General features: G+C 65.9%; 18 protein-coding genes. 11 read left to right on the top strand and 7 right to left on the bottom strand.

The window, feature by feature from the left end; genetic code table 11:
• Positions 1-93: 93 nt before the first annotated feature.
• The 3 genes from SBI20_RS08720 (at position 94) to SBI20_RS08710 (ending at position 8,174) form a co-directional block, all read left to right on the top strand.
• Entirely contained in the window at positions 94-1,821 is a 1,728-nt protein-coding gene (locus SBI20_RS08720; protein ID WP_317974667.1) for a hypothetical protein, read from the top strand.
• 266 nt (positions 1,822-2,087) lie between these two features.
• A complete protein-coding gene (gene gltB / locus SBI20_RS08715) occupies positions 2,088-6,728 on the top strand; it encodes a glutamate synthase large subunit (protein WP_317974666.1) in 4,641 nt (1,546 codons plus the stop codon).
• 12 nt (positions 6,729-6,740) lie between these two features.
• The gene (locus SBI20_RS08710; protein ID WP_317974665.1) at positions 6,741-8,174 is read left to right on the top strand and encodes a glutamate synthase subunit beta; all 1,434 of its coding nucleotides are present in this window, start codon (positions 6,741-6,743) and stop codon (positions 8,172-8,174) included.
• A gap of 150 nt (positions 8,175-8,324) precedes the next feature.
• Here SBI20_RS08710 and SBI20_RS08705 read toward each other — a convergent pair whose 3' ends face one another.
• From SBI20_RS08705 to SBI20_RS08680, 6 genes are all read right to left on the bottom strand, one after another.
• Positions 8,325-8,807: a DUF2478 domain-containing protein gene (locus SBI20_RS08705; RefSeq protein ID WP_317974664.1), complete on the bottom strand. Its 483-nt coding sequence runs from the start codon at positions 8,805-8,807 to the stop codon at positions 8,325-8,327.
• Positions 8,804-9,487, bottom strand: coding sequence for a M24 family metallopeptidase (locus tag SBI20_RS08700; protein ID WP_317974663.1), 684 nt, complete (start codon positions 9,485-9,487; stop codon positions 8,804-8,806). Before SBI20_RS08700 ends, SBI20_RS08705 begins: the two co-directional genes overlap by 4 nt.
• Positions 9,484-10,176: a uracil-DNA glycosylase gene (ung, locus tag SBI20_RS08695; RefSeq protein WP_317974662.1), complete on the bottom strand. Its 693-nt coding sequence runs from the start codon at positions 10,174-10,176 to the stop codon at positions 9,484-9,486. The genes SBI20_RS08700 and ung overlap by 4 nt, the downstream gene beginning before the upstream one ends.
• A 96-nt stretch (positions 10,177-10,272) precedes the next feature.
• Positions 10,273-11,094 (bottom strand): class I mannose-6-phosphate isomerase, encoded by an 822-nt coding sequence (locus SBI20_RS08690; RefSeq protein WP_317974661.1) that lies wholly within the window; start codon positions 11,092-11,094, stop codon positions 10,273-10,275.
• On the bottom strand, positions 11,091-12,131 hold the full coding sequence (locus SBI20_RS08685) for a mannose-1-phosphate guanylyltransferase (RefSeq protein WP_317974660.1): 1,041 nt from the start codon (positions 12,129-12,131) through the stop codon (positions 11,091-11,093). Before SBI20_RS08685 ends, SBI20_RS08690 begins: the two co-directional genes overlap by 4 nt.
• A 301-nt stretch (positions 12,132-12,432) precedes the next feature.
• The gene (locus SBI20_RS08680) at positions 12,433-13,914 is read right to left on the bottom strand and encodes a phosphomannomutase (protein WP_317974659.1); all 1,482 of its coding nucleotides are present in this window, start codon (positions 13,912-13,914) and stop codon (positions 12,433-12,435) included.
• Between the two features lie 281 nt (positions 13,915-14,195).
• Between SBI20_RS08680 and SBI20_RS08675 the strand changes: the two genes are divergently transcribed.
• From SBI20_RS08675 to SBI20_RS08640, 8 genes are all read left to right on the top strand, one after another.
• Positions 14,196-14,816, top strand: a complete 621-nt coding sequence (locus tag SBI20_RS08675) for a ribonuclease D (RefSeq protein ID WP_317974658.1) — start codon at positions 14,196-14,198, stop codon at positions 14,814-14,816.
• Positions 14,817-14,830: 14 nt separating this feature from the next.
• Positions 14,831-15,484, top strand: coding sequence for an LPS export ABC transporter periplasmic protein LptC (gene lptC / locus SBI20_RS08670; RefSeq protein ID WP_317974657.1), 654 nt, complete (start codon positions 14,831-14,833; stop codon positions 15,482-15,484).
• Positions 15,485-15,511: 27 nt separating this feature from the next.
• Positions 15,512-16,114 (top strand): LptA/OstA family protein, encoded by a 603-nt coding sequence (locus tag SBI20_RS08665; RefSeq protein WP_317974656.1) that lies wholly within the window; start codon positions 15,512-15,514, stop codon positions 16,112-16,114.
• A 190-nt stretch (positions 16,115-16,304) separates the two neighbouring features.
• Complete coding sequence (locus SBI20_RS08660) at positions 16,305-17,327, top strand: NAD-dependent epimerase (RefSeq protein ID WP_317974655.1); 1,023 nt, start codon at positions 16,305-16,307, stop codon at positions 17,325-17,327.
• A gap of 324 nt (positions 17,328-17,651) precedes the next feature.
• Positions 17,652-18,299 carry a polysaccharide biosynthesis/export family protein gene (locus tag SBI20_RS08655; protein ID WP_317976083.1) on the top strand — a complete coding sequence of 216 codons (648 nt, stop codon included), beginning with the start codon at positions 17,652-17,654 and terminating at the stop codon, positions 18,297-18,299.
• A gap of 13 nt (positions 18,300-18,312) precedes the next feature.
• Positions 18,313-20,550 (top strand): GumC family protein, encoded by a 2,238-nt coding sequence (locus SBI20_RS08650; RefSeq protein WP_317974654.1) that lies wholly within the window; start codon positions 18,313-18,315, stop codon positions 20,548-20,550.
• Between the two features lie 107 nt (positions 20,551-20,657).
• Positions 20,658-21,836, top strand: a complete 1,179-nt coding sequence (locus SBI20_RS08645; RefSeq protein ID WP_317974653.1) for a hypothetical protein — start codon at positions 20,658-20,660, stop codon at positions 21,834-21,836.
• Positions 21,837-21,891: 55 nt separating this feature from the next.
• Positions 21,892-23,202 carry a lipopolysaccharide biosynthesis protein gene (locus tag SBI20_RS08640; protein WP_317974652.1) on the top strand — a complete coding sequence of 437 codons (1,311 nt, stop codon included), beginning with the start codon at positions 21,892-21,894 and terminating at the stop codon, positions 23,200-23,202.
• Positions 23,203-23,365: 163 nt separating this feature from the next.
• Here the strand turns inward: SBI20_RS08640 and SBI20_RS08635 are convergent, their stop codons facing one another.
• Positions 23,366-24,151: an acylneuraminate cytidylyltransferase family protein gene (locus SBI20_RS08635; protein ID WP_317974651.1), complete on the bottom strand. Its 786-nt coding sequence runs from the start codon at positions 24,149-24,151 to the stop codon at positions 23,366-23,368.
• Positions 24,152-24,153: the final 2 nt, after the last annotated feature.

The raw sequence follows: 24,153 nt of genomic DNA, 5'->3' as shown, positions 1-24,153 counted from the left end.
AATGGTCGGGGCATGGGTCTGGTAGGGTCTTGCCAGAAGGCCGATTCGCCCTCCAACAAGGGCACTTGGCCCAATGTTGGGGGTAATGCTCAGGTGACCAGGTCCAAGCGCAAGCCGGAAGTGAAGCGTGCAGGTGGGGGCGCAGGCCGGTCGATCCGCGCCCATCGCCTGTTCCCGGCATTCACTGCCCTGTGGTTTGCCGCCTTGTTCGCGCTGGCCAGTCTCGTGGTTCCGGTCGCGGTCATCCAGTCTGCCGTCGTGGCGCTCGGCCTGCCCAAGATCGTGGCCGCCGCCGCGCCGCCGCTGGGCTTTACGGCCCGTGTTCTGGTCACGCTGGCGCTGGTCGGGCTGGGCGGGCTGCTCGGGCTCGTGGTTGGCCTGCGGCTGGGCACGCGCAAGGCCGTTCCGGCTGACGAGGCCCCGGTGACTTTCGGTCGCCGCAAGAGCGGGGCTGCCGAACTGGCCGCGCTGGTCGAGGAAGACGAGCAGGGCCGGATCGCGGAGCAGCCTTTGGTGGCAGGCGATCCTGCGCATCAGGATGTGGCACCGCAGGAGGCGCCGCTTCCGGTCGTTTCCGATCTGGCCGGTTCGGGCCCGGTCGCGCCTGACGCGCCCTTCGATGCCCCCGTCGCGGCACCTGCCGCGCCGCGTGTGCGCGCCCGCGATGCACACCCCGATGCCCCGCCGCGCCGCCCGCTGACGGTCAGCGACGACATGATCGACGAGGCCGAGACCCGCATCCTGAGCGATGACGAGGAAGCCTCGCTGCGTCCTTCGCGCGAAGGGCGGCTGTTCGATCCTTTTGCCATTTATGAAGACGATGCCGGGGATGGGCAGGACGAACCGTTCGTGCCGCCCGCTTTCCTCGCCCGCACCTTCGACCGGGCCGAGCAGCCTGCCGGGCCAGCTGTTCCGGCGCAGGCCTCTGACGAACCTGTCGGGGAAGCGCCTGTCGATGTGGCGCCCGAGCCGGAGCCTGCGGCTCAGGTATCTGTCGAAGCAGTCGAGGAAAACGACGAAGACAGGATGACGGACGAAGATGGGGCGCTGCACGGGGATCATGATCCGCTGCTGGCTGCGCACCCTGCGCGCACGGGTCTGGCCTCGCCGGTGGCCCAGGCCGATCTCGACGGATTGGGGCTGGTCCAGCTGGTCGAGCGTCTGGCGCTGGCGATTGCCAGCCACCGCGAGGACCGCGACGGTTCGAGCATGGTCGGGTCGAGCATAGTCGGGCGGGCCCCGGTTTTTGCGGCTTCCGAAACTGTCGGTGCTCCTGTCGGGCCGTCCGATGTCGTGACGATGCCCCGCTTGTCGCGCGCTTTCGATGCCGAGCCGCGCGCGGAAGCCCGAATCGCCAGTAATGACGGGTCTGGCAATGACGGGCCTGGCAATGACGGGGGTGTCAACGATGCTGGTCAGGGCGGGGTCTTCACCCTCGCGCGTGGCGAGCCGGCTGTGCTGGAGGATCGCTATTCCTCGCTCACCGATGTCGTGCCCGCGCTGCGCCGTGGCGACGACAAAATCTTGGGTGACAGCCTTTCCGGGGAAAGTCTCTCTGGCGACGAAAATTTTGCGCAAGGGCGCCCGCTTGTGATCTTCCCGGGGCAGGCACGGGCTCTGGCGGCTGATGGGCCGGTTCCCGCGCGGGCTTCGGCTGGCGATGTTTCGCCTGCGTTCGAGCGGCCGGTGCTGGCCTCGGTGCCGACGCGCTTTCAGGCCATCGCGCGTGGCGACGGGGCCCGGACCAGCGATCTCGACGATCCCGAGCAGGCCCTGCGCGATGCGCTGGCCACGCTCCAGAAGATGACCGCCAACCGCTGAGCGGGGGCTTGCGGGGCTTGCGGGTTCCGGCCCGGCCCCGAATTGTGCATACCTCTCTGCGACATGTGATCGCAGCGGGCCGACACACTGCGACATTTACGCATCGGCGCGACATTTCCCGGCGGGCTTTCCCGTCTGCGGGCCTCAGGGAGGTTGCAAAATAACTTTCTTCAAGTCATGGGGGATTCTCGCGCAATTTTCGGCACCTCCCGGTGTCGTGATTCGTGCGAGTTCTCTTTGTTTTTGGGGTAGGGACGATCAACGCGATGGGATTTCCGCCGGTTCAGGGCCTGTATGATCCGCGTAACGAGCATGACGCATGTGGCATGGGTTTTGTCGCCCACATCAAAGGCGTCAAAAGCCACGCGATTATTGGTCAGGCGCTGGAGATTCTGCGCAACCTCGACCACCGTGGCGCGGTGGGCGCCGATCCGCTGCTGGGCGATGGCGCGGGCCTGCTGATCCAGCTGCCCGACCAGATGTTCCGCAAGTGGGCCGCATCGGAAGGCAAGGAACTGCCGCAGCCGGGCGACTATGCCGTGGCCATGTGCTTCCTTCCCCAGGATGAAGCCGCGCGCACTTTCGTGACCGGCTTCTTCGAGAAGTTCATCGCCAAGGAAGGCCAGGAACTGATCGGCTGGCGCGACGTGCCCGTCACGCTCGACGGCCTTGGCAAGACCGTGATCGAATCGATGCCGGTGATCCGCCAGTGCTTCATCAAGCGCGGCGAGAACTGCGCCGATCAGGACGCCTTCGAGCGCAAGCTGCTCGCCATCCGCAAGCAGACGCAGAACCCGCTGGCGGCCATGGCCGAAAAGCATGGGCTGCCGGGCGTGACCCAGCTCTACATGCCCAGCTTCTCGTCGCGCACGATCGTCTACAAGGGGCTGCTGCTGGCCAATCAGGTCGGCTCGTTCTACGACGATCTGCGCAACCCGGACTGTGTCTCGGCGCTGGGCCTCGTGCACCAGCGTTTCTCGACCAACACCTTCCCGAGCTGGAAGCTCGCGCACCCGTTCCGCTTCGTCGCGCACAACGGTGAAATCAACACCGTGCGCGGCAACGTGAACTGGATGAACGCGCGCCGCCGCACCATGGAATCGGACCTTCTGGGCCCCGATCTCGACAAGATGTGGCCGCTCATCCCCCATGGCCAGTCGGACACCGCCAGCCTCGACAACGCGCTCGAACTGCTGATCGCGGGCGGCTATGGCATTGCCCATGCGATGATGGTGCTGATGCCCGAAGCCTGGGCCGGCAATGCCCTGATGGACCCCAAGCGCCGTGCGTTCTACGAATATCACGCCGCGCTGATGGAACCCTGGGACGGCCCGGCGGCGGTCGCCTTCACCGATGGTCGCCAGATCGGCGCCACGCTCGACCGCAACGGTCTGCGTCCGGCCCGCTTCTCGATCACCCGTGACGGTCTCGTGTGCATGGCCTCGGAAAGCGGCGTGCTGCCCTTCCGCGAGGAAGACGTCGTGCGCAAGTGGCGCCTCCAGCCCGGTCGCATGCTGCTGATCGACCTCGAACAGGGCCGCATTGTCGAGGACGACGAACTGAAGGCCCAGCTCTCGTCGGCCGAACCTTACGAGGAATGGCTCGACGCGGCGCAGTACAACCTCAAGGATCTGGAAATCGCCGATCCTGAAGTCGTCGCGCTGCCGGTGGCCACCGACAGCCTGCTCGATCGCCAGCAGGCGTTCGGCTACACGCAGGAAGACGTGAGCAAGTTCCTCGAACCCATGGGGATCATGGGCGAGGATCCGATCGGCTCGATGGGCACCGACACCCCGATTGCGGTGCTCTCGAAGCGCGCGCGCCTGCTCTACGACTACTTCAAGCAGAACTTCGCCCAGGTCACCAACCCGCCGATCGACCCGATCCGCGAGGAACTGGTGATGAGCCTGGTCTCGATGATCGGTCCGCGTCCCAACCTGCTGGGCCACGATGCGGGCAGCCACAAGCGTCTGGAAGTCGACCAGCCGATCCTGACCAACGACGACGTGGCCAAGATCCGCTCGGTCGAGGCCGCGCTCGACGGCGCGTTCCGCACCGCCACCATCGACACCACCTGGGACGCCAGCACCGGGGCCGAAGGCCTCGAAATGGCGCTCAAGGAAATGTGCTGGGCGGCCACCGAAGCCGTGCTGGCCGACAAGAACATCCTGATCCTGTCGGACCGTGCGCAGAGCGCGCAGCGCATCGCCATGCCCGCCCTGCTGGCAACGGCTGCCGTGCACCATCACCTCGTGCGTCAGGGCCTGCGCATGCAGACCGGCCTCGTCGTGGAAACCGGCGAAGCGCGCGAAGTCCATCACTTCTGCGTGCTGGCCGGCTATGGCGCCGAGGCGGTCAACCCCTACCTCGCGTTCGAGACGCTCGAAGCCATCCGCCTCGACAAGGGCGTGCCGCTTTCGGCCTATGACGTTCAGAAGAACTATATCAAGGCGGTCGGCAAGGGCATCCTGAAGGTCATGTCCAAGATGGGCATCTCGACCTACCAGTCCTATTGCGGTGCGCAGATCTTCGACGGCGTGGGCCTGTCCTCGGCCTTCATCGAGAAGTACTTCACCGGCACGGCCACCTCGATCGAGGGTGTCGGGCTCAAGGAAGTGGCCGAAGATACCGTGGCGCGCCATGCCATGGCCTATGGCGACAACCCGATCTACAAGAAGATGCTCGACGTGGGCGGCATCTACCAGCTGCGCCTGCGCGGCGAGGAACATGCCTGGACGGCGGACAACATCGCCAGCCTGCAACACGCCGTGCGCGGCAACATTCCTGAAAAGTACAAGGAATTTGCCCAGACCATCAACGACCAGTCGGAGCGCATGCTCACGATCCGCGGGCTGATGGAACTCAAGGCCGCCGACAAGCCGCTGTCGATCGACGAAGTCGAACCGGCCAGCGAGATCGTCAAGCGGTTCGCCACCGGCGCGATGAGCTTCGGCTCGATCAGCCGCGAGGCGCACACCACGCTGGCCATCGCGATGAACCGCATCGGCGCCAAGTCGAACACCGGCGAAGGCGGCGAGGAACCCGACCGCTTCAAGCCGATGGCCAACGGCGATTCGATGCGCTCGGCGATCAAGCAGGTCGCCTCGGGCCGCTTTGGCGTGACCGCCGAATACCTCGTCAATGCCGACGACATCCAGATCAAGATGGCCCAGGGCGCCAAGCCGGGCGAAGGCGGCCAGCTTCCCGGTGACAAGGTCAACAAGGTGATCGGCAAGACCCGTCACTCGACGCCGGGTGTCGGCCTGATCTCGCCGCCGCCGCACCACGACATCTACTCGATCGAAGATCTCGCGCAGCTCATTCACGATCTCAAGAACGTGAACACCAAGGCGCGCGTTTCGGTCAAGCTGGTCTCGGAAGTGGGCGTGGGCACCGTGGCCGCGGGCGTTTCCAAGGCGCGCGCCGACCATGTGACGATCTCGGGCTATGAAGGCGGGACGGGCGCTTCGCCGCTCACCTCGCTGACCCACGCGGGCAGCCCCTGGGAAATCGGCCTGGCCGAAACCCAGCAGACCCTGCTGCTCAACAACTTGCGCAGCCGCATCTGTGTCCAGGCCGATGGCGGCCTGCGCACGGGCCGCGACGTGGCCGTTGCCGCCCTGCTGGGCGCCGACGAGTTCGGCTTTGCCACCGCGCCGCTGATCGCGGCCGGGTGCATCATGATGCGCAAGTGCCACCTCAACACCTGCCCGGTCGGCGTCGCCACCCAGGACCCGGTCCTGCGCGCCCGCTTCACCGGCCAGCCCGAGCACGTGATCAACTACTTCTTCTTCGTCGCCGAAGAACTGCGGGCGATCATGGCCGAAATGGGCTTCCGCACGGTGGCCGAGATGGTGGGCCGGGTCGACCGCCTCGACTCGCGCAAGCTGGTCTCCAACTGGAAGGCGCAGGGCGTCGACCTGTCGCGCCTGCTGCACAAGGTCGAACCGGTTGCCGGCACGAGCCTCAACTGGTCGGGCCATCAGGACCATGGCCTCGAAGCCGCGCTCGACAACGACCTGATCGCTGCTGCCGCGCCCGCTCTCGAAGCCCGGGAACCGGTGCGTATCGAGCGTTCGGTGATCAACGTGAACCGCACCGTGGGCGCGATGCTCTCGGGCGAGGTGGCGCGTCGCTATGGCCATGCGGGCCTTCCCGACAACACCATCAACATCACGTTCAAGGGCGTGGCGGGCCAGTCGTTCGGCGCGTTCCTCGCCTATGGCGTGACGCTCGACCTGATCGGCGACGCCAACGACTATGTCGGCAAGGGCCTGTCGGGTGGCCGCGTGATCGTGCGCCAGCCTGCCCATGTCGACCGCGAGGCGACCGAGAACATCATCGTGGGCAACACCGTGCTGTACGGCGCTGTCTCGGGTGAGGCGTTCTTCAACGGCGTGGGCGGCGAACGCTTCGCCGTGCGCAACTCGGGCGCCATTGCGGTGGTCGAGGGCACGGGCGACCATGGCTGCGAATACATGACCGGCGGCGTGGTCGTGGTGCTGGGCAAGACCGGCCGCAACTTTGCCGCGGGCATGTCGGGCGGTGTGGCCTATGTCTACGACATCGAGGGCAACTTCGCCTCGCTGGTCAATGGCGCGATGGTCGATCTGCTGCCGGTTTCGGCACAGGCTGACGAAGACGATGGGGCTGGCCGTCCCCAGCAGCGCGGCAGCGGCGTCAACGACGCAGGCATGGGCGACATGCTGCGCCACGATGCCGAGCGTCTGCGCGTGCTGATCGAGCGTCATCTGCTCCACACCGGCTCAAAGCGCGCCCGCGCGATCCTCGACAACTGGGACGAGGAACTGGGTCGTTTCGTCAAGGTCATGCCGCGCGACTACGCGCGTGCGCTCCGCCAGCTGGAGGCCGAGCGCCTCGCAGCCGCCTCGGTCGCTGCGGAATAAGGATTTAGGACAATGGGTAAGGCAACCGGCTTTCTCGAAATCGAGCGCAAGGACCGCAGCTACGATGCTCCGGCCGAGCGACTGAAGCACTATCGCGAGTTCGTCATCCCCCACGATGCGGCCTCGCTTCAGGGTCAGGCTTCGCGCTGCATGAACTGCGGCATTCCGTACTGCCACAACGGCTGTCCGGTGAACAACCAGATCCCCGACTGGAACCATCTGGTCTACGAGAACGACTGGCGCGAGGCGCTGGACAATCTCCACTCGACCAACAACTTCCCCGAGTTCACCGGCCGCGTCTGCCCCGCCCCGTGCGAGGCAGCGTGCACGCTGAACATCATCGACCAGCCCGTGACCATCAAGTCGATCGAATGCGCGATCGTCGACAAGGGCTGGAAGGAAGGCTGGATCGAGCCGCAGGTGCCCACCCGCAAGACCGGCAAGTCGGTCGCCGTGGTCGGTTCGGGCCCGGCAGGCATGGCCGCTGCGCAGCAACTGGCGCGGGCGGGCCATTCGGTCACCGTCTTTGAAAAGTCGGATCGCGTGGGCGGCCTGCTCCGCTACGGCATCCCCGACTTCAAGATGGAAAAGCACCTGATCAACCGTCGTCTGGTGCAGATGATGGCTGAAGGCGTCGATTTCCGCACGTCGGTCGAAGTGGGCGTGACCGTTTCGGTCGACTCGCTGAAGGAAAACTTCGACGCGGTGGTCATGGCTGGTGGTGCGGAAGATCCGCGCCCGCTCGCCATTCCTGGCTTCGAGCTTCAGGGCGTGCGCTTCGCCATGGAATTCCTGACCCAGCAGAACAAGCGCGTGGCCGGCGACGACGAGATCCGCGCCGCGCCGCGTGGCTCGCTGACGGCGACGGGCAAGCATGTCGTGGTGATCGGCGGTGGTGACACCGGGTCGGACTGCGTGGGCACCTCGAACCGTCAGGGTGCCCTGTCGGTGACCCAGCTCGAAATCATGCCCCAGCCGCCCGAAAAGGAAGACAAGGCGCTCTCGTGGCCGAACTGGCCGCTCAAGCTGCGCACTTCGTCGAGCCACGAGGAAGGCGTCGTGCGCGAGTTCGCGGTGCTGACCAAGCGCGTGATCGGCGAAAACGACGTGACCGGCCTCGAATGCGTGCGCGTCGAGTGGGTCGATGGCAAGATGCAGGAAGTGCCGGGCAGTGAATTCGTGCTCAAGGCCGACCTGATCCTGCTGGCGATGGGCTTTGTCGGCCCGCGCAAGCGTGGCCTGCTCGACCAGTCGGGCGTGGAACTCGACCCGCGTGGCAACGTGAAGGGCAACACGGTCGACTACAAGACCAGCGTCGATGGCATCTTTGCCTGCGGCGACATGCGCCGTGGCCAGAGCCTGGTGGTCTGGGCGATCCGCGAAGGCCGCCAGTGCGCCCGCGCAGTCGACGAAGCGCTGATGGGGGTCACCGAACTCCCGCGCTGAAGGCAAAAGAAGGGGATGATCCCGGGGGCCATCGCCCCCGGACCCCCGAAACTGGTGTTTGCTGGCATTCCTGACATGGCCGCCAGCGCCAGTTCAGCCAAAGCTAATGGGGTGAAGGGGGCCATGCCCCCTTCATTCTCTTTTTCTTCTTTACCCGCGATTGCCCCACCATCCCGCGATGGCTTCAGCCTGCGGCGCCAGCGTCTCGGCCAGCGGCCCGGCAAATGCCTGCCAATGGGCGGCAAAGCGCGAGCTGATCGCGGTCAGCACCGGAATGTTCAGGCTTACGGCCATGGCAAAGGCATCGGTCAGCCCGCTGTTGCTTTCCGCTTCGAGCCTGCCGAACTTGTTGAGCACGACAAGGTCGCAGCCCTGTTCGATCCGGGGCAGGAGCGCACCGCAAGCCTGCGCCGGGCCTGCCGGATCGAGCGAGCAGGCGTCCGCCCCGCTGCCGAGCGGCTGAAACAGCCGGTAGCGCGCCCCGCTCGACAGATCGACCAGATCGTCCCCCACCTCGACCACCCCGATCACGCGCACTCCGGGGGCAAGCGACCGTGCAAAGGCGAGCATCAGCGCCTGTGTCGCTTCGCCATCGGAGCCCGCGATGGCCCCGATCGGGCGCGAGTGGGTCATGCCAGAAGGTCTTCGTAGAAGGCCCCGAACGGGCGCGTGGGGTGGCGGATCTGGATTTCGAGGATCCACAGGCCCGCGCTGGGCTGACCGGCAAGATCGCCCAGCTTGCCCGCCGCCTGTCGCGAGGGGTGAGGATAATCGGCCACGCGGTGGCCGCGCACGTCGAGGTTGAGGCGCCAGCCCATGGCCTGCGCCTCGGCCACGGCGCGGTCATAGAGGGCGGTGCCAGTGAGGGCTTCCTGCGCCCAGATCGCGGCGACGCGGCGCCACAGCGTCCTGGCGGCAGCGGCGCAGGCGTGCATTTCGGGATCGTCGCCCACGGCAAATCCGGCGCCCACGTCGGCCTCGTGGCCGAGCAGGACGGGGCCGATGTCGATGAAGAAGATGTCGTTTTCGGCCAGGGCGAGATCGGGCGCGTTGCGGTCGGCAAAGATGCGCAGGGTGTTTTCGCCAAAACGCACCATCAGCGGGTGCCAGGCCTGCCCCATGCCCAGATCGGCCAGGATCGTCTCGCCCAGCGCGCGCGCCTCGCTCTCGCGCATGCCGGGGCGCACGGCGGCGGCGATCTGGTGGACGCCTTCCCATGCGCGGGCCTGTGCCTCGCGCATGGCCTGCGGCGACCAGGCGGGGCCGACGGTATTTTCAGGATTGGCGGTATCGGGGGCTCTGGTCTGGGTCATGCCGGGGGAAGCGTCCAATCGATCGGGGGGCGGCCATGGGCCGCGAGGAAGGCATTGGCCTGGCTGAAATGGCGGCAGCCGAAGAAGCCGCCATGGGCCGAGAGCGGGCTGGGGTGGGGAGCCTTGAGCACGAGGTGCGGGCCGCTTTCGAGGCCGGGGACGCGCGCGGCCTTCTTCTGGGCATGGCTGCCCCAGAGCAGGAACACGGTGGGTTCGGCCCGCGCGGCGACGGCGGCCACGGCGGCGTCGGTGAAGGGCTCCCAGCCCTTGTTCTGGTGCGAACCGGCCTGTCCGGCCTCGACCGTCAGCGCATTGTTGAGCAGGAGCACGCCCTGCTGCGCCCAGTGGACGAGATGGCCATGGGCGGGCCGGGGCAGGCCGAAGTCGGTGCCCAGTTCCTTGAAAATGTTGACGAGGCTGGGCGGCACCTTGACGCCGGGCTGAACCGAAAACGCAAGGCCATGAGCCTGTCCGGGGCCATGATAGGGGTCCTGCCCGAGGATCACGACCTTGACTTGCGGCAGCGGGGTCAGTTCGAGCGCGGACAGGCGCTGGCCGCGCGGGGGATAGATGGTCTTGCCTGCGGCTTCCTCGGCCTTGAGGAAGCCGCCCAGCGCGCGCAGCGGGGGGCTGGCCAGAACGGGATCGAGGGCAGGGGCCCAGCTTGCGGGAACAGGAGAGGAGGTCATCGCCGGGGGCTTATCACGCCGGGGCGCCTCCACACCACCGGTCTTGCCGAAGCAGCGACCTGTTTCAGGCCGGGTGGGGATTCAGGCTGGGCTGCTTCAGGCTGGGCGAACGATGATGGCCTGTCCGTGGGGATCGAAGGTCAGGGCCGCGATGCCGGGGGCGGCGGCGCAATCGCCGGGGCGCAGCACGTCTCCGTTCAGGTGGACTTCGCCTTGGCGCGGGATCACCAGCAGGGGCCCGGCATAGTCTGCCGCCAGCGCGGCATCGGGCACGCCCTGAAGGCGATGCGCGGTGAAATAGGGGCCGCTGGCCAGTTCCACCGTGCCGGTTTCGGGAATGTGGCGGGCGAGCGCGGGATCGAGCGGCTGCGCGCGCGAGACGGCGATGCCCTTGTCGAGATGGAGTTCGCGCGGGCGGCCATAATCGTAGAGGCGATAGGTGATGTCGCTGTTCTGCTGGATCTCGATCAGGCTGACCCCGGCGCCGATGGCGTGGACGGTGTTGGCCGGGATGTAGAAGAAATCCCCGGCCTTGACCGGATGCCAGACCAGCATGTCCTCGATGCTGCCATCGAGGGCTGCGGTGCGCAGCACTTCGGGGCTGACCGGTTCGTGAAAGCCGACGCCCAGCGTGGCGCCCGGCTCGGCATCGATCACCAGCCAGCATTCTTCCTTGCCGCGCTCGGGATTGCCGGCGGCATCGGTTTCACCCATGGCGGTGGCCTGGGCATCGGTCGGATGGACCTGGACCGACAGCTTTTCGCTGGTGAAGATGTACTTCACCAGCAGGCCGGGAAGCCCGGAGGGAGGCTCGAACCAGATTTCGCCGATGCGCTCTCCGTCCGTCGCCACGAACGGGGCGGGGAGCACGTCCTTGCCCCAGGGCTTGGCGACCGAACGGATAGGCAGCTTGCTCACTGGTTGGCCGCGCCTTCGAGCTTGCCGACGAGTTGCGCGCCCTCGCTCGTGCAGATCATGATGTCGTCGCCATCGACGACCACGATCAGGTTGCTGGCGCCCACGACCGAGACGCGCGGGCCATCGGTGTGGACCAGCACGTTCGAGCAGTTCTTGAGTTCGACCCGGCCGCGCACGGCATTGCCGATCTCGTCCTTGTCGAGCGCCTCGTGCAGGGCCTGCCAGTTGCCGATGTCGGACCAGGCCATCGTGGCCGGGACCATGGCGGCGCGTTCGGTGTTTTCCATCACCGCGTAGTCGACCGATTCCCCTTCGATCTGGCCGAAAGCGATCGGATCGGGGTGGAACTTGTTGCCATCGACGGTGCCCTGTTCGACCGAGGCGCGCACGGCGGCGGCCAGCGCAGGGCGGTGCCGGGCCAGTTCATCGAGGAAGTGACCGGCGCGGAAGGCGAAGATGCCGCCGTTCCACGAATAGCCGCCATCGGCCAGGAAGGCGCGCGCGCGGGCGAGATCGGGCTTCTCGATGAAGCGTTCGACGCGGTGCCCCTGGCTGTCGGGAATCGCCTCGCCCTGCTTGAGGTAGCCATAGCCGGTCTCGGGCGCGGTCGCGGCGATGCCGAAGGCGACCAGCCAGTCCTTCGCGGCGAGTGCGGCAGCGGCGCGGGCGGCAGACTGGAAGGCGGCAACATCGCCGATGTGATGGTCACTCGGGCAGACGAGCATGATCGCATCGGCCGGAAGGCGCAGCGCAGCCAGCGCGATGGCGGCAGCGGTGTTCTTGCCTTCGGGCTCGATGATGATCCCGGTGTGCTCGGGATCGATCAGCTGCTCGGTCACATGGTCGAGATGGGCCGCGCCCGTCACGATCATGGCCGGGCCGAAATCGGCCTGCCCGTCGCAGCGCAGCAGGGCTGCCTCGAACAGGGTATTGTCGCCCACCAGCGGCAGGAAGGGCTTGGGCTTGATCTTGCGTGACCGCGGCCAGAGACGGGTTCCGCTGCCGCCGCACAGGATAACCGGAGTGATCATGGTCAAAGCGTTCCTGATTTCTTGGTACCGTATGCCGGTTTCGGTGAGAACACCATGGTATTGCCCGAATGATGATACAAAATGGAGGTTTCTTCAGGTCGTCTGTCTGTCGATTGTCTCGAAGTGCAGGTCCAATATGGAGGCGAATAGTTGGTGTGCCCCCGGTTGAACATACGATCAAGGCGTTCGGTAAAGCCTCTTTGGCAGACCGGGAGGAGCGGTTCAACGTGCTTCCGCCCGGCCCTGCCGCCAGCGAGTGCCAATCAGGGAAGGCCGATCATGGCGGTCCCGATCATGGCTGGCAAAATCATGGCAGGGCCACCACGACCGCCATCGCCTGTTCGAGCAGGGTGGCCGCGCGCTCGGGGGTGTCCCCTTCGGTATAGACCCGCAGTTCGGGAGCATTGCCGCTCGGGCGCAAGTGGATGATGTCGCCGCTTGCAAAGGTGATGCGCAAGCCGTCGACCTGGTTGAACAGGGTGGCAGGCCCGGCAAAGCTGCCGAACAGGTCGCCCACTTTGGCCAGCACGGCGGGCGCTTCGCCCTCGCCGAGGCGGGCGACGAGCGCCTGGCTCTTGGCCGTGGGATAGTTCTGCAAGCGGTCGCTGGCGGTGAAACGCGGCGGCAGCGTGGCGCGCAGGGCCGAGACGCTCAGCCCGCTGCGGCGTGCCTGGGCCAGAACGGCCAGCATCGGCAGGACCGCGTCGCGCGTGGGCAGCGCGGCGAGGGTGCGGCCTTCCTGTGTGACCGGACTGCCCAGGATGAAGCCGCCATTGGCTTCATAGCCGCAGGCGGTTTCGCCCAGCGCGATCAGCGTGTTCATCGCCTCGATCACGAAGGGCGAGCCGATCCGCGTGCGCACGACCTGGCTGAACAGGCCCGAGAGTTCGAGCGCGGAATTGGAGCTGACCGGGGTTGCCAGCGCGGTGATCCCGAGCGCCTGCGCGCACAGCACGCCCAGCACATCGCCGCGCAGCCATTGCCCGGTCTCGTCGGCGAGCAGCGGGCGGTCGGAATCCCCGTCGGTCGAAAGGATCGCGTCGAAGCCGAATTCGGCGGCCCACTGGCGGGCCAGTTCCTGGTCGACCGGGCGGACTGCTTCGGTATCGACGGGAATGAAGGTATCCGAGCGGGCCAGCGCCACGGCCTGCGCGCCCAGCGCGGTGACGATTTCGAGCACGTCATCGCGGCCCACCGCCGAATGCTGGTAGACCCCCAGCTTCAGCCCGGCGAGCGCATCGGGCCCGAAGAAATCGACATACCGCGCGACATAGGGCGTTGCCGCATCGCAGGGCGGGGTCGGGGCAGGGGCCGTGCGCAGCATGCCCGCTGCATCGAACAGGTCGGGCAGATCGACGCCTTGCGCGCGAATCGCGGCCTCGTCGGGCTTGAGCACTTCGCCGTCGGCCCGGTTGAACTTGATGCCGTTGCGGTCATCGGGAATGTGGCTGCCGGTGACCATCAGCGAGGGAATGCCCCGCGCGAAGCCATAGGCCGCCACCGCAGGCGAGGGCACGAAGCCGCAATGATCGACGATCCCGCCGCAATGCACGATCGCGGACGCGCAAGCCCCCAGAATGCGCGGCGAAGAAGGGCGCAAGTCACCCGCGATGGCCACGGCCATGCCCGGCGCGAACTGGCCGATCGCGGCCATGTGCTGAAGGAATGCGCAAGTATAGGTGAAGCATACCCGATCGGTCATCGCCGTGACCAATCCGCGTGCGCCGCTTGTTCCGAACGCCACACCGCTCTCTTCCATTACGGTGGCAACCAGGGTCGTCTTCGTCATTCTGCCTCGCAATGTGTGCAACAGCCGCAGATGGACCGGCGTGATGATTTGGTGGCCAGCAGTTATAGGGCGGGGCTGATGGTCACAAGGGAAGATTGTGCAGCGCAACCAGATTACAGGGAAGTGCCGGGTCGCTCAAAAACAGAGTATTTTGGCGCAACGTGACTGGGATGGGGGCGGCTGACGGGACTTTTACTTGAAGTGGCACATGGCCGCTGCGGGCGGGCAGGCCATCTGCAACCGGGCTTGCCGCTGGCGCGGATCGGGCCTAAGCACCGGCCATGGCCGTATACCTGCATGAAGAAGACCTGCCTGCTGCCGATATTCTGGCGCCGGGCATCGTAGCCGTCGATACCGAGACGATGGGTCTCGTGACCGCGCGTGACCGTCTGTGCGTGGTGCAGATCTCCGATGGACGCGGGGACGAGCATCTGGTGCGTTTCAAGGTGGGCAGCGACTATGCCGCGCCCAATCTGCGCGCGGTTCTGGCCGATCCCTCGAGGCTCAAGCTCTATCATTTCGCCCGCTTCGATCTGGCGGCTATTCATCACTATCTCGGGGTCATGGCGACGCCCGTGTTCTGCACCAAGATTGCCTCCAAGCTCGTGCGCACCTACACCGACCGTCATGGCCTCAAGGATCTCGTGCGCGAGTTGCTGGGCAAGGAAATCAGCAAGCAGCAGCAGTCGAGCGACTGGGGCGGCGCGGTGCTGAGCGATGCCCAGCTCGAATATGCCGCCTCGGACGTGCGCTATCTGCATGGCGCCCATGCCATTCTCGTCGACCGTCTGGCCCGCGAAGGCCGCACCGCGACGGCGCAGGCCTGCTTCGACTTCCTGCCCACGCGCGCCCTGCTCGACATTGCCGGCTGGGCCGATCGCGACATCTTCAGCCACGACTGAGCGCGGCGGCTTCGATGACCACCCAGGCCGATCGCATCCGCACCCGCCGCCAGCACAAGGCGGCGCCCGGCGGCACGCATGACCGCATCGTGCGGGCCATGGCGGTGGTCCTGCCCGGATTGATCGGGGTTTTGCTGGCGGTCATGGTGCTCACCCCGATGACCCCGCGTGGCGAGATCAGCTTTCTGCTCGACCGCAACAAGGTGGCGGTCGTCCAGGACCGCCTGCGGGTGATGAGCGCGATGTATCGCGGTGCGGACGACCGGGGGCGGACCTTCTCGGTCACGGCGGGGAGCGGTGTCCAGCATTCCGCGAGCCAGGATGTCGTCCAGCTCAAGGACGTGACCGCGCGGGTCATGCTCAACGATGGGCCCGCGATCCTGACCACCCAGCAAGGCGCCTACGATTTCGGTCGCCAGTTCATCACCGTGCCCGGCGTCGTCAATTTCGAGAGTTCGGATGGCTATCGCATGGTCACCAACGGCGCTTCGATCGATCTGTCGAAGCGTCTGCTGGTGAGTGACGGTCATGTCGAGGGGCGCCTGCCGACCGGGGTTTTCTCGGCGGACCGCTTTGTCGCCAATCTTGACGATCATACCGTGACGCTTGAAGGCAATGCCCGTATGCGGATGGAGCAGGGCAAGATGACGGTCCCCGGCAAGCCGTGATGCGCGATTCGATAAGGACACTTTTGCATGACTGATCCGCATACCCTGTCGCCGCGCCGCCTGAGCACGCGGGCGCTGGCCCTGCGTTCGCTGGTGGGCGGCTTCGCGCTTTGCGGGACGATCGTGGCCGGGGCGCAGGTTCTTTCCGCACAGGCCATTGCCCGTCACAATTCCAACGCACCGGTCAATTTCGCCGCCGACCGGATGGAGATGCAGGACAAGCAGAAGCGCGTCGTGCTCACCGGCCATGTCGACATCACGCAGGAAGACCTGCGCCTCCAGGCCGCGCGCACGACGCTGGCCTATACCGATGGCGCGTCCGTGCAGGTGCAGCGCATCAACGCGGCAGGCGGTGTTCTGGTCACCCGCGGCGACGAGCGCGCGAGCGGCGACAGCGCGGTCTATGACATCCCGCGCAAGGTGATCACCATGGTCGGCAATGTCGCGCTGCATCGGGGCAAGGACACGCTCAATGGTGGCCGTCTGGTCATCGACCTGAACACGGGTCTTTCGAGTGTCGACGGGCATCACATGGGGGCTGATGCGGGTGCGGCAGGCGGGACGACGACATCGGGCGGGCGCGTGACCGGCACGTTCAATGTGGCCAAGGCCCAGTCTGGCAAGAACTGACTGGCAAGAACTGATGCACACGCCCTTTGGCGGGCGGCGGGGCATGCGCTAGAGGTTGTGCGGGCATTGCCGATACCGGGGTGTCCGGGCGTTTCTGACCATCCGGCCAGATTATCCGGCCTGGCCATCGGGTTGTGATCGGGGCGAATGGTCGGGGTAGGGGCCCCTTGCGGGCGACGGAGGCTTTGGCGTGACAATTCTGGTTACCGGCAATGCCGGCTTCATCGGCTTTCATACTGCGCGCAAGCTGCTCGAACGCGGCGACAGCGTGGTCGGCTTCGACGTGGTCAACGACTACTACGATCCGGCCATCAAGGAGGCGCGCCTGCGCATCCTGGAGGAGACTGCGCAGCGCACCGGATCGTCCTATCGTTTCGTGCGGGCCAATCTGGCCGACCGGGGCGCGGTCGAGGAGGCCTTTGCGCAGAACGGCGTGAGCCGGGTGATCAATCTCGCGGCCCAGGCCGGGGTCCGGTATTCGATCGAGAATCCCCACGCCTATGTCGAAAGCAACATCGTGGGCTTCACCAACATTCTCGAAGCCTGCCGCCATGGCGGGGTCGGGCATCTGGTCTATGCCTCGACCAGCTCGGTCTATGGTGCCAACAAGGCGATGCCGTTCAGTGAGCACAAGGGTGTCGATCACCCGCTCCAGTTCTACGCGGCGACCAAGAAGGCCAACGAGCTGATGGCGCACAGCTACAGCCATCTCTATCGCCTGCCGACCACGGGCCTGCGGTTCTTCACCGTCTATGGCCCGTGGGGGCGCCCGGACATGGCGCTGTTCCTGTTCACCCGCGCCATTCTCGAAGGCAAGCCGATCAAGGTTTTCAACCACGGCAACCACACGCGCGATTTCACCTATGTGGACGATATCGTCGAGGGCGTGATCCGGGCGCTCGACCGTCCGGCCGCGCCCGATCCGGCCTGGGATGCCATGGCGCCCGACCCGGCGACCTCGAACGCGCCCTACCGTATCTACAACATCGGCAACAACAATCCGGTCAAACTTACCGAGTATATCGAGGCACTTGAAGTCGCACTCGGTCGTCCGGCCGAGCGCGAATTGTTGCCGCTTCAGGCCGGAGACGTGCCTGATACTTTTGCCGACGTGTCCGATCTGGAACGCGAGCTGGGCTATCGCCCGACAACGAGCGTGCGCGAAGGCGTTGCGCGCTTCGTGGAATGGTACCGCGCCTACCACAAGTGCTGACCCTTTTTTCGTAAAGGGTCAGTTTCTGTAAAGGACCGGTTTTCCGCAAAGGACCAGTTTCCCGTAAAGGGCCAGTTTCCCGCAAAGGGAACGTGCCTCGCACAAATTGATATTGTGCGAGGCAACATTTGCTGGCATCGCTGTTGCTCCAAGAATAAGTTCGTAGACTTGCAATATATCGTGCTGAAACAGCTGTATCGCATTTGCGGTGCAGTTGTGGTTGCCATGATTTGATTCGTGGCGTGCCCGGTCTATTTTGACCCAGGAGCAGGTGGCGTAGTGAGGCGGTTTTCCCAAGGTACGGTTATTGTGGCCAGTCTTGCCATGGCTGGTTGTTCGACGCCGCCAGCGCCCAATGTTGCGGTCGGAGCCCGTTCCTATGAGGTCGCTCCGCCTCTGGGCGAGAACAGCATGCCTGCCCATGCCACCATATCTGCTGGCGATGAAGTATCGCTGATGGTTGTGGGAGAGCCTGACCTGAGCGCGGCCAAGCTTGTCGTCGACGATGCAGGACGCCTTGAAATTCCGTTACTTGGGTCGGTCATGGTCGGTGGCCTGTCGCCCGATCAGGCCTCGCGGCTGCTCGAACGCAAGCTGGGCGAGCGGTACTTGCGCGATCCCCATGTCGCGCTCAACGTGACCGTGGCCGCCGAGAAGCTGGTTTCGGTCGAAGGACAGGTGAACCACGCCGGGTCCTACCCGGTGGAGGGCAACACCACCCTGCTCGGCGCGCTCGCCATGGCGCAGAGCCCGACCCGGATCGCCAAGCTCAACGAGACCATGCTGTTCCGCACGGTCAGCGGCCAGCGCATGGTGGCCCGCTTCGACATCAAGCGCATCCGGGCGGGGATCGATCCTGATCCGCAGATTCTGGCGGGCGACGTGGTCGTGGTCGGGTTCGCCCCGGCCAAGGCGGTCTATCGCGACGTCCTTCTCGCAGCGCCGATCCTCAATATCTTCACTCGTTTCTAACCAGGGCGGAACTGTGCAGACTCTCCCATCCCACGCTCCGCTCGATGGCCCCCTTGCGGGTTCGCCTTACGATACTTTTGCCGGTGGTTCCTTTGCCGGCGGGCAGGATTTCGGGGCAAACGGCCCGTCGTTCGACATACGCAAGGTCCTTACGGTCGTGCGCGCCAACCTCTGGCTGATCGGCCTGATCCTGGCTGTCTGTGTCGCGCTGGCGCTGACGCTCACGATGCTCCAGACCCCGCGCTATACCGCGCAAGTCTCGGTGCAGATCAACAACCAGTCGGCCCAGGTGCTCGCCGACGACCAGGACGCCACTTCGGGCGAGGCCGTCGCTGCGCAGGACACCGACCGCTTTCTCAAGACCCAGATCGATATCCTGGGCAGCCGCGGCATCGCCGAGCGCGTTGCGCAGCGCCTGCGCCTGATCGGCAATGCCCGCTTCTATGCGGCGATGGGCGTGTCCGCCCCCGATCAGGGCATGTCGGCCGACGACGCGCGCAAATATACCGTCGATGTGCTGCTCGATGCGGTGAAGGCCGATCTTCCGCAGTCCTCGCGTCTGGCCACGATCAGCTTTACCAGCATCGATCCGGCTTTCTCGGCGCAGATCGCCAATGCCTGGGCCAGCGAATTCATCCAGTCGAACCTGCAACGCCGCTACGACAGTTCGGCCTATGCGCGCGAGTTCATCGCCGGTCAGCTCGCCGAAGCCAAGGCCAAGCTCGAACAGTCCGAGCGCGATCTCAATGCCTATGCCCGTGATGCCGGGATCATTCGCATGCGCGACGCCACGGTCACCACCGGCACTGACCAGCCCAGCACCGACGTGAATACGGTGACGATGGCCAGCCTGCTTCAGGTCAATGCGGCGGCCAACCAGGCAACCGCCACGCGCGTGGCGGCCGAGCAGCGCTGGAATTCGCTGTCGCGTGCCAACCTGCTCAGCGCGCCCGAAGTGCTCGCCAATCCGACCGTGACCGCCCTGATGGCCGACCGGGCCCATGCCCAGTCCGACCTTCAGCGCGAGCGCATCAAGCACCTCGACGACTATCCTTCGGTGGTGCAGCTCAAGGCCCAGATCGCAGCCATCGACCAGCAGATCACGGCTGTCGCCCAGACCGTGCGCTCCTCGGTCAGGCAGCAGTACGACGCGGCGCTCAATGCCGAGCGCAACCTCCAGAAGGAAGTCTCGCAGCTCAAGGGCTCCTCGCTGGCCGAGCAGGACCTTTCGGTCCGCTACAACCTGCTGGCGCGCGATGCCGACACCAACCGCGCGCTCTATGACGGGCTGCTCCAGCGCTACAAGGAACTCAATGCTGCCGCCGGGATCAGCGCGAGCAACATCGCGGTGATCGATGCCGCCGATGCGCCGACCAAGCCCAGCGCGCCGATTCTGGTCAACAATCTGGTGATCGGTCTGGTCGCGGGCATCGTGATTGCCGCGCTCGTGGTGCTGGTGCGCTTCCAGTTCGACGATGCGGTGCGCGTGCCCGAGGATGTCGAGGAAAAGCTGGGCATGCCGCTGCTCGGGGTCATCCCCAAGGCGCAGGATGGCACGCCGGCCGATGCCCTCGTTGATCCCAAGTCGGCGGTCAGCGAAGGCTACAACTCGCTGCGCAGCGCGCTGCTCTATTCGACGGCCAGCGGCCTGCCCAAGACCCTGCTGATCACCAGTTCGCAGCCGGCCGAAGGCAAGTCGACAACCAGTCTGGCCATTGCCAGGGGTCTGGCCCGTCTGGGTCGTACCGTGGTCCTGCTCGATGTCGACATGCGCCGTCCGGCCCTTCATGCCACGATGGGCGTGTCCAACGAACACGGCATGTCGAGCCTGCTGACCGCGCAGGACAGCATCGACGACGTGCTGCGCCCGACCGATACGCCGGGGCTTCAGGTCATCACTTCGGGCCCGATTCCGCCCAGCCCGACCGAACTGCTGAGCGCGGGGCGCCTTCATCAGGTGCTCGACACCCTGCGCGAGCGTTTCGACGTGGTGATCCTCGACAGCCCGCCCGTGCTCGGCCTGGCCGACGCGCCGCTGATGTCGGCTGTCGTCGATGGCGTCGTGATGGTGGTCCAGTCGGATCGCAGCCGCCGCGGATCGCTGCGCGCCTCGCTGCGCCGCCTGCGCACGATGCAGCCCAATGTTCTGGGCGCCGTCCTGACGATGTTTGACCCGGCCAAGGCGCGGAATGGTTATTCCGAATATTATGACTATAACTATTATCACTATTCGTCCGAAACGCAAAAGTGATGGTGCAGGCCGGGGAGGGAGTTGAACCCGAAACCGCGTGGGATATTGCAGTGCCATCGGGTGGGGCGCCGGTATCGAACCTTGCAGGCGGCACCCGCGGATTGGTGTTGCGTGTGGTTTTGGCCGTGCTGCTGCTCGGTTATGCGGTGGTCGCGGTGGTCAGCGGGGTGGGCCGGATATCGACTCTCGATTCCCGCGTCGTGGGCCCGATGAACTGGCCTTATGACACGATGGCGGCCCGTCGGGCTGCTGACGATGCGCTGGCCGCCAAAAATCCACGTCTGGCCGAGGCGATGGCGGCGCGCGCGCTATTGTCCGACCCGGTCGATCCTGCGGTCGTCGGGCGTCTGGGATGGGCGCGGATGATGCAGGGCAATGTGGCCGGTGCCGATGCAGCCTTTCGTGTCTCGGCCACGATGGGCTGGCGTGATCCGTTTACCCAGGTCTATTGGATCGGGCAGAGCCTTCAACTCGGGCAACCCGACATGGCGGCGCAGCGTATGGATGCCCTGCTGCGGCAGAGTCCCGGACTCGATGCGCGCGATCATCTGTTTGCAGCCGTCGGCGCCACGCCGCAGGGCCGTGCTGCGCTGGCCCGGCAGATGACCTCGCATCCGGGCTGGACTCCGGCCTTTCTGACCCCTCCTGCCGAGATTTCGGCGCAGGATCTTGCCAATCGGCTCGATGTAATCGGGCAGGTGCCGGGGCAGGCGCTCGATTGTCCGGCGATGGCAGGCATGGTCAATGCCCTGGTTGCGGCCTCGATGGTGGCTCAGGCCGAGGCGATCTGGCGCAAGGCCTGCGGGGCGAGTGATGCGCTGATCTACGATGGCCGATTTGCCCATTTCGACGTGACTGCTCAGGGCGGAACCCGTGCTTTCGACTGGCAGGTGGCCAGTCGCGGCGATGTGTCCCTTTCGCTTACCCCGCTCGATGCGACCTCGCGCGAGCTTGAGGTGCGGGTAAGCGGTGCGATTTCACGGCCGGTGCTGCGTCAGGTGCTGGTGCTCAGGCCGGGGCGTTATCGTCTGACGTGGACGATGCCCGATCTCTCTGTGACGCAGGCCGCGATGGTCCGTGTCGGCCTTGGCTGCAACCTTGGGCGCGGCGCAGCCGAACCGGGGCAGCTTTTGGGAGAGCAGGCCCGTGGCGGGGGGGCTTCGAGCCGTTATGCCCGCGATGTGGTCGTCGATGGTGCGTGTCAGGCGCAAGGTCTGATTTTCTGGGTGGAGCCGGGGGTCGATGTGCGGCTCTCGGATGTGCAACTGGTCAGGACGGGTGGGTAGGCGCCGCATGGCGGTCGGGCGATTGGCGGCGGGATGGATGTCCGGGAACGGGCCGATGGCGCGGCTTTTGCGCGGGGTTCTGGGCTCTGGCGGGGTCTGGGTGCTGCGTCTGGGGGTTACGCTCGGAACGGCATTCCTGTTCGGTCATTTGCTCGGGCCTGCCGGATATGGCGATTATGCCACCGTGGTGGCCCATGTCACGTTGTTCGCGCCGATGTGCAGCCTGGGCTACGACATGCTCGCCACGCGTGAATTCGTGGCGGCGCGGGCTGCCGGCGATGTCGCGCAGGAGGCTGCTCTGGCCCATACCCTGCCGCGTGCGGTCTGGCGAACGACGGGGCTTATGCTCTTGCTGTTTGTGCCTGTTTCGCTGGCATACCAGGCCTTCAGGGGGCAGGGGCTGGCCAGTACGATCCTGTTCGAGGCAGTGGGCATTGCGATGACGGCACATCTGCGGCTGGTTCAGGGCTCGTTGCGGGGGCTGGGCAGGGTGTCGCAGGGGCAGGTGTTCCAGCTAATTCTGCCTCCGGTGCTCAATCTGGGCCTGTTCCTCGTTCTGCTTGTGATGTTCAGGCCCAGTGCCACGCTGGGGATCGCGACGTTTGTGGCCGGGCTGGTGCTGGTCTGGCCACTGGGCGCGCTGGCGGTACGCCGGCGCGTGGCGCGCGGTGCGACGGGGCAGGCGGCCCTGCCTTCGCGCCAGACACGCCGGGCCTGGGCTCACGCGGCCATGGTGCTGGGGGTGGGGCAATTGATGTTCGTGGCCAACGAGCAGGTGCCACTGGTGGTGACGGCGGCACTGTCCAGCAATGCAGAAGTGGGCCTGCTCGATATTGCCCGGCGTTTTGCCCTGTTCGCCGCGATCGCGCTCAATGTGATCCAGTTGCCGCTCGGGCCGATTCTGGCCGAGATGTATCGCAAGGGGGACATGGAGGGCTTCCGCCGCGCTGCCTTGCGCACGACGTATGTCGCCTGCGCGCTCTCGATCTCGGTCACTCTGGCCTATTGCGTGGCCGGGCACTGGCTGTTGGGGCTGCTGGTTCCCGGCTTCGACGAGGCCTATCGGGCGATGCTGATCATGTGTCTGGGCTATGTTATCAATACGATGACCGGGCCGGTCCCGATGGTCCTGACCATGACCGGCCATGAGCGGGACGCGCTCAGGGGCGTGGTGGTGGGGCTGGGGATCAACCTCGTCACATGTCTGGCGCTGGTGCCTTTGGTGGGGCATGTGGGCGCGGCGATTGGGGCTGTTCTGGGGCAGTTTGCGTGGAACAGCCTGCTGGCATTCATGGTCCGCCGCCGGTTCGGCATGGCGCTCGACATCTTCGCCGTGTTTGAAAGGCGCAAGACTGTTTCGGACTAAGAGCCCGACCCAAAAGTCGGACGACGGAGGTTTGGCGAGGGATTTTGGGTCACCACAAGGAGGCTGAGAGCCCAGCGATGCTGGAAGCATCGTGGCGAACAGCCGACGCCGTGGTGGCGCAAAAGACCCGCCAAACCGACCCGAAGGACTTTTGGGTCGGGCTCTAAAGGAATGTGCGGGGTGTTTGCTGGGCCAGCCAGTCGATCAGGGCGGCGGGCATCTGCTCGGCAAAGCGCAGTTCGGTAATCTGGAAGTCGAGCAGGGTGTCGATGTCGGCGGCGCTTTCGATGGGGACGGTCAGCCCCTCGATATGCTCGCCGGTCATCGAGCCTTGCAGCAATGTGCGCGTGCGGATCACGTCGAGCTGGCCGGTGTGCCAGTAGACCGTAGGGAGCGACTGGCGCGGCATGTTGAACGGTTCGGCAACGCCCGGCAGGGTGAGCAGCGGGGAGAGCCGCTGCGCGTCATCGGCGAGCCACATCTTGTAGGGCGTGTGCGGCGCGGGCGCGATCGTGCGGATGCAGGTGATTGCCGGGTCCGCCTTCATCCGGGCGAGCGCCTCGTCGATCCAGCCCGCCTCGCGAAAGGGCTGGGTGGGGCGCAGTTGCACGAAGAATTCGGGCAGGCGCCCCTCGGCCTGCGCCAGCCATTCGACCGCATGGGTGAACACGTCGAGGTCGGTCGCGGCGCTGGTGGCAAAGGCGGCGGGGCGCAGGAAGGGCACGTCGGCCCCGGCGATCCTCGCGGCTTGGGCAATGGCGTCGTCGTCGGTCGAGCAGAGCACCCGCGCGACCCCTTGCGCGAGGCGGCCAGCCGCCACTGACCACGCGATCAGCGGATGCCCGCCCAATGGCCGAACGTTCTTGCCGGGAAGCCCCTGCGAGCCGCCCCGGCCTAGCGTCAGCCCATAGGCCAGCCCCGGCACGATCAGAGACGCCAGATCGGTCATCG

It is taken from the genome of Novosphingobium sp. IK01 (genome assembly GCF_033242265.1).
Lineage (GTDB): Bacteria > Pseudomonadota > Alphaproteobacteria > Sphingomonadales > Sphingomonadaceae > Novosphingobium > Novosphingobium pituita.
The sequence above is the reverse complement of the archived record's forward strand: the minus strand, read 5'-3'. Positions and strand labels throughout refer to the sequence as shown.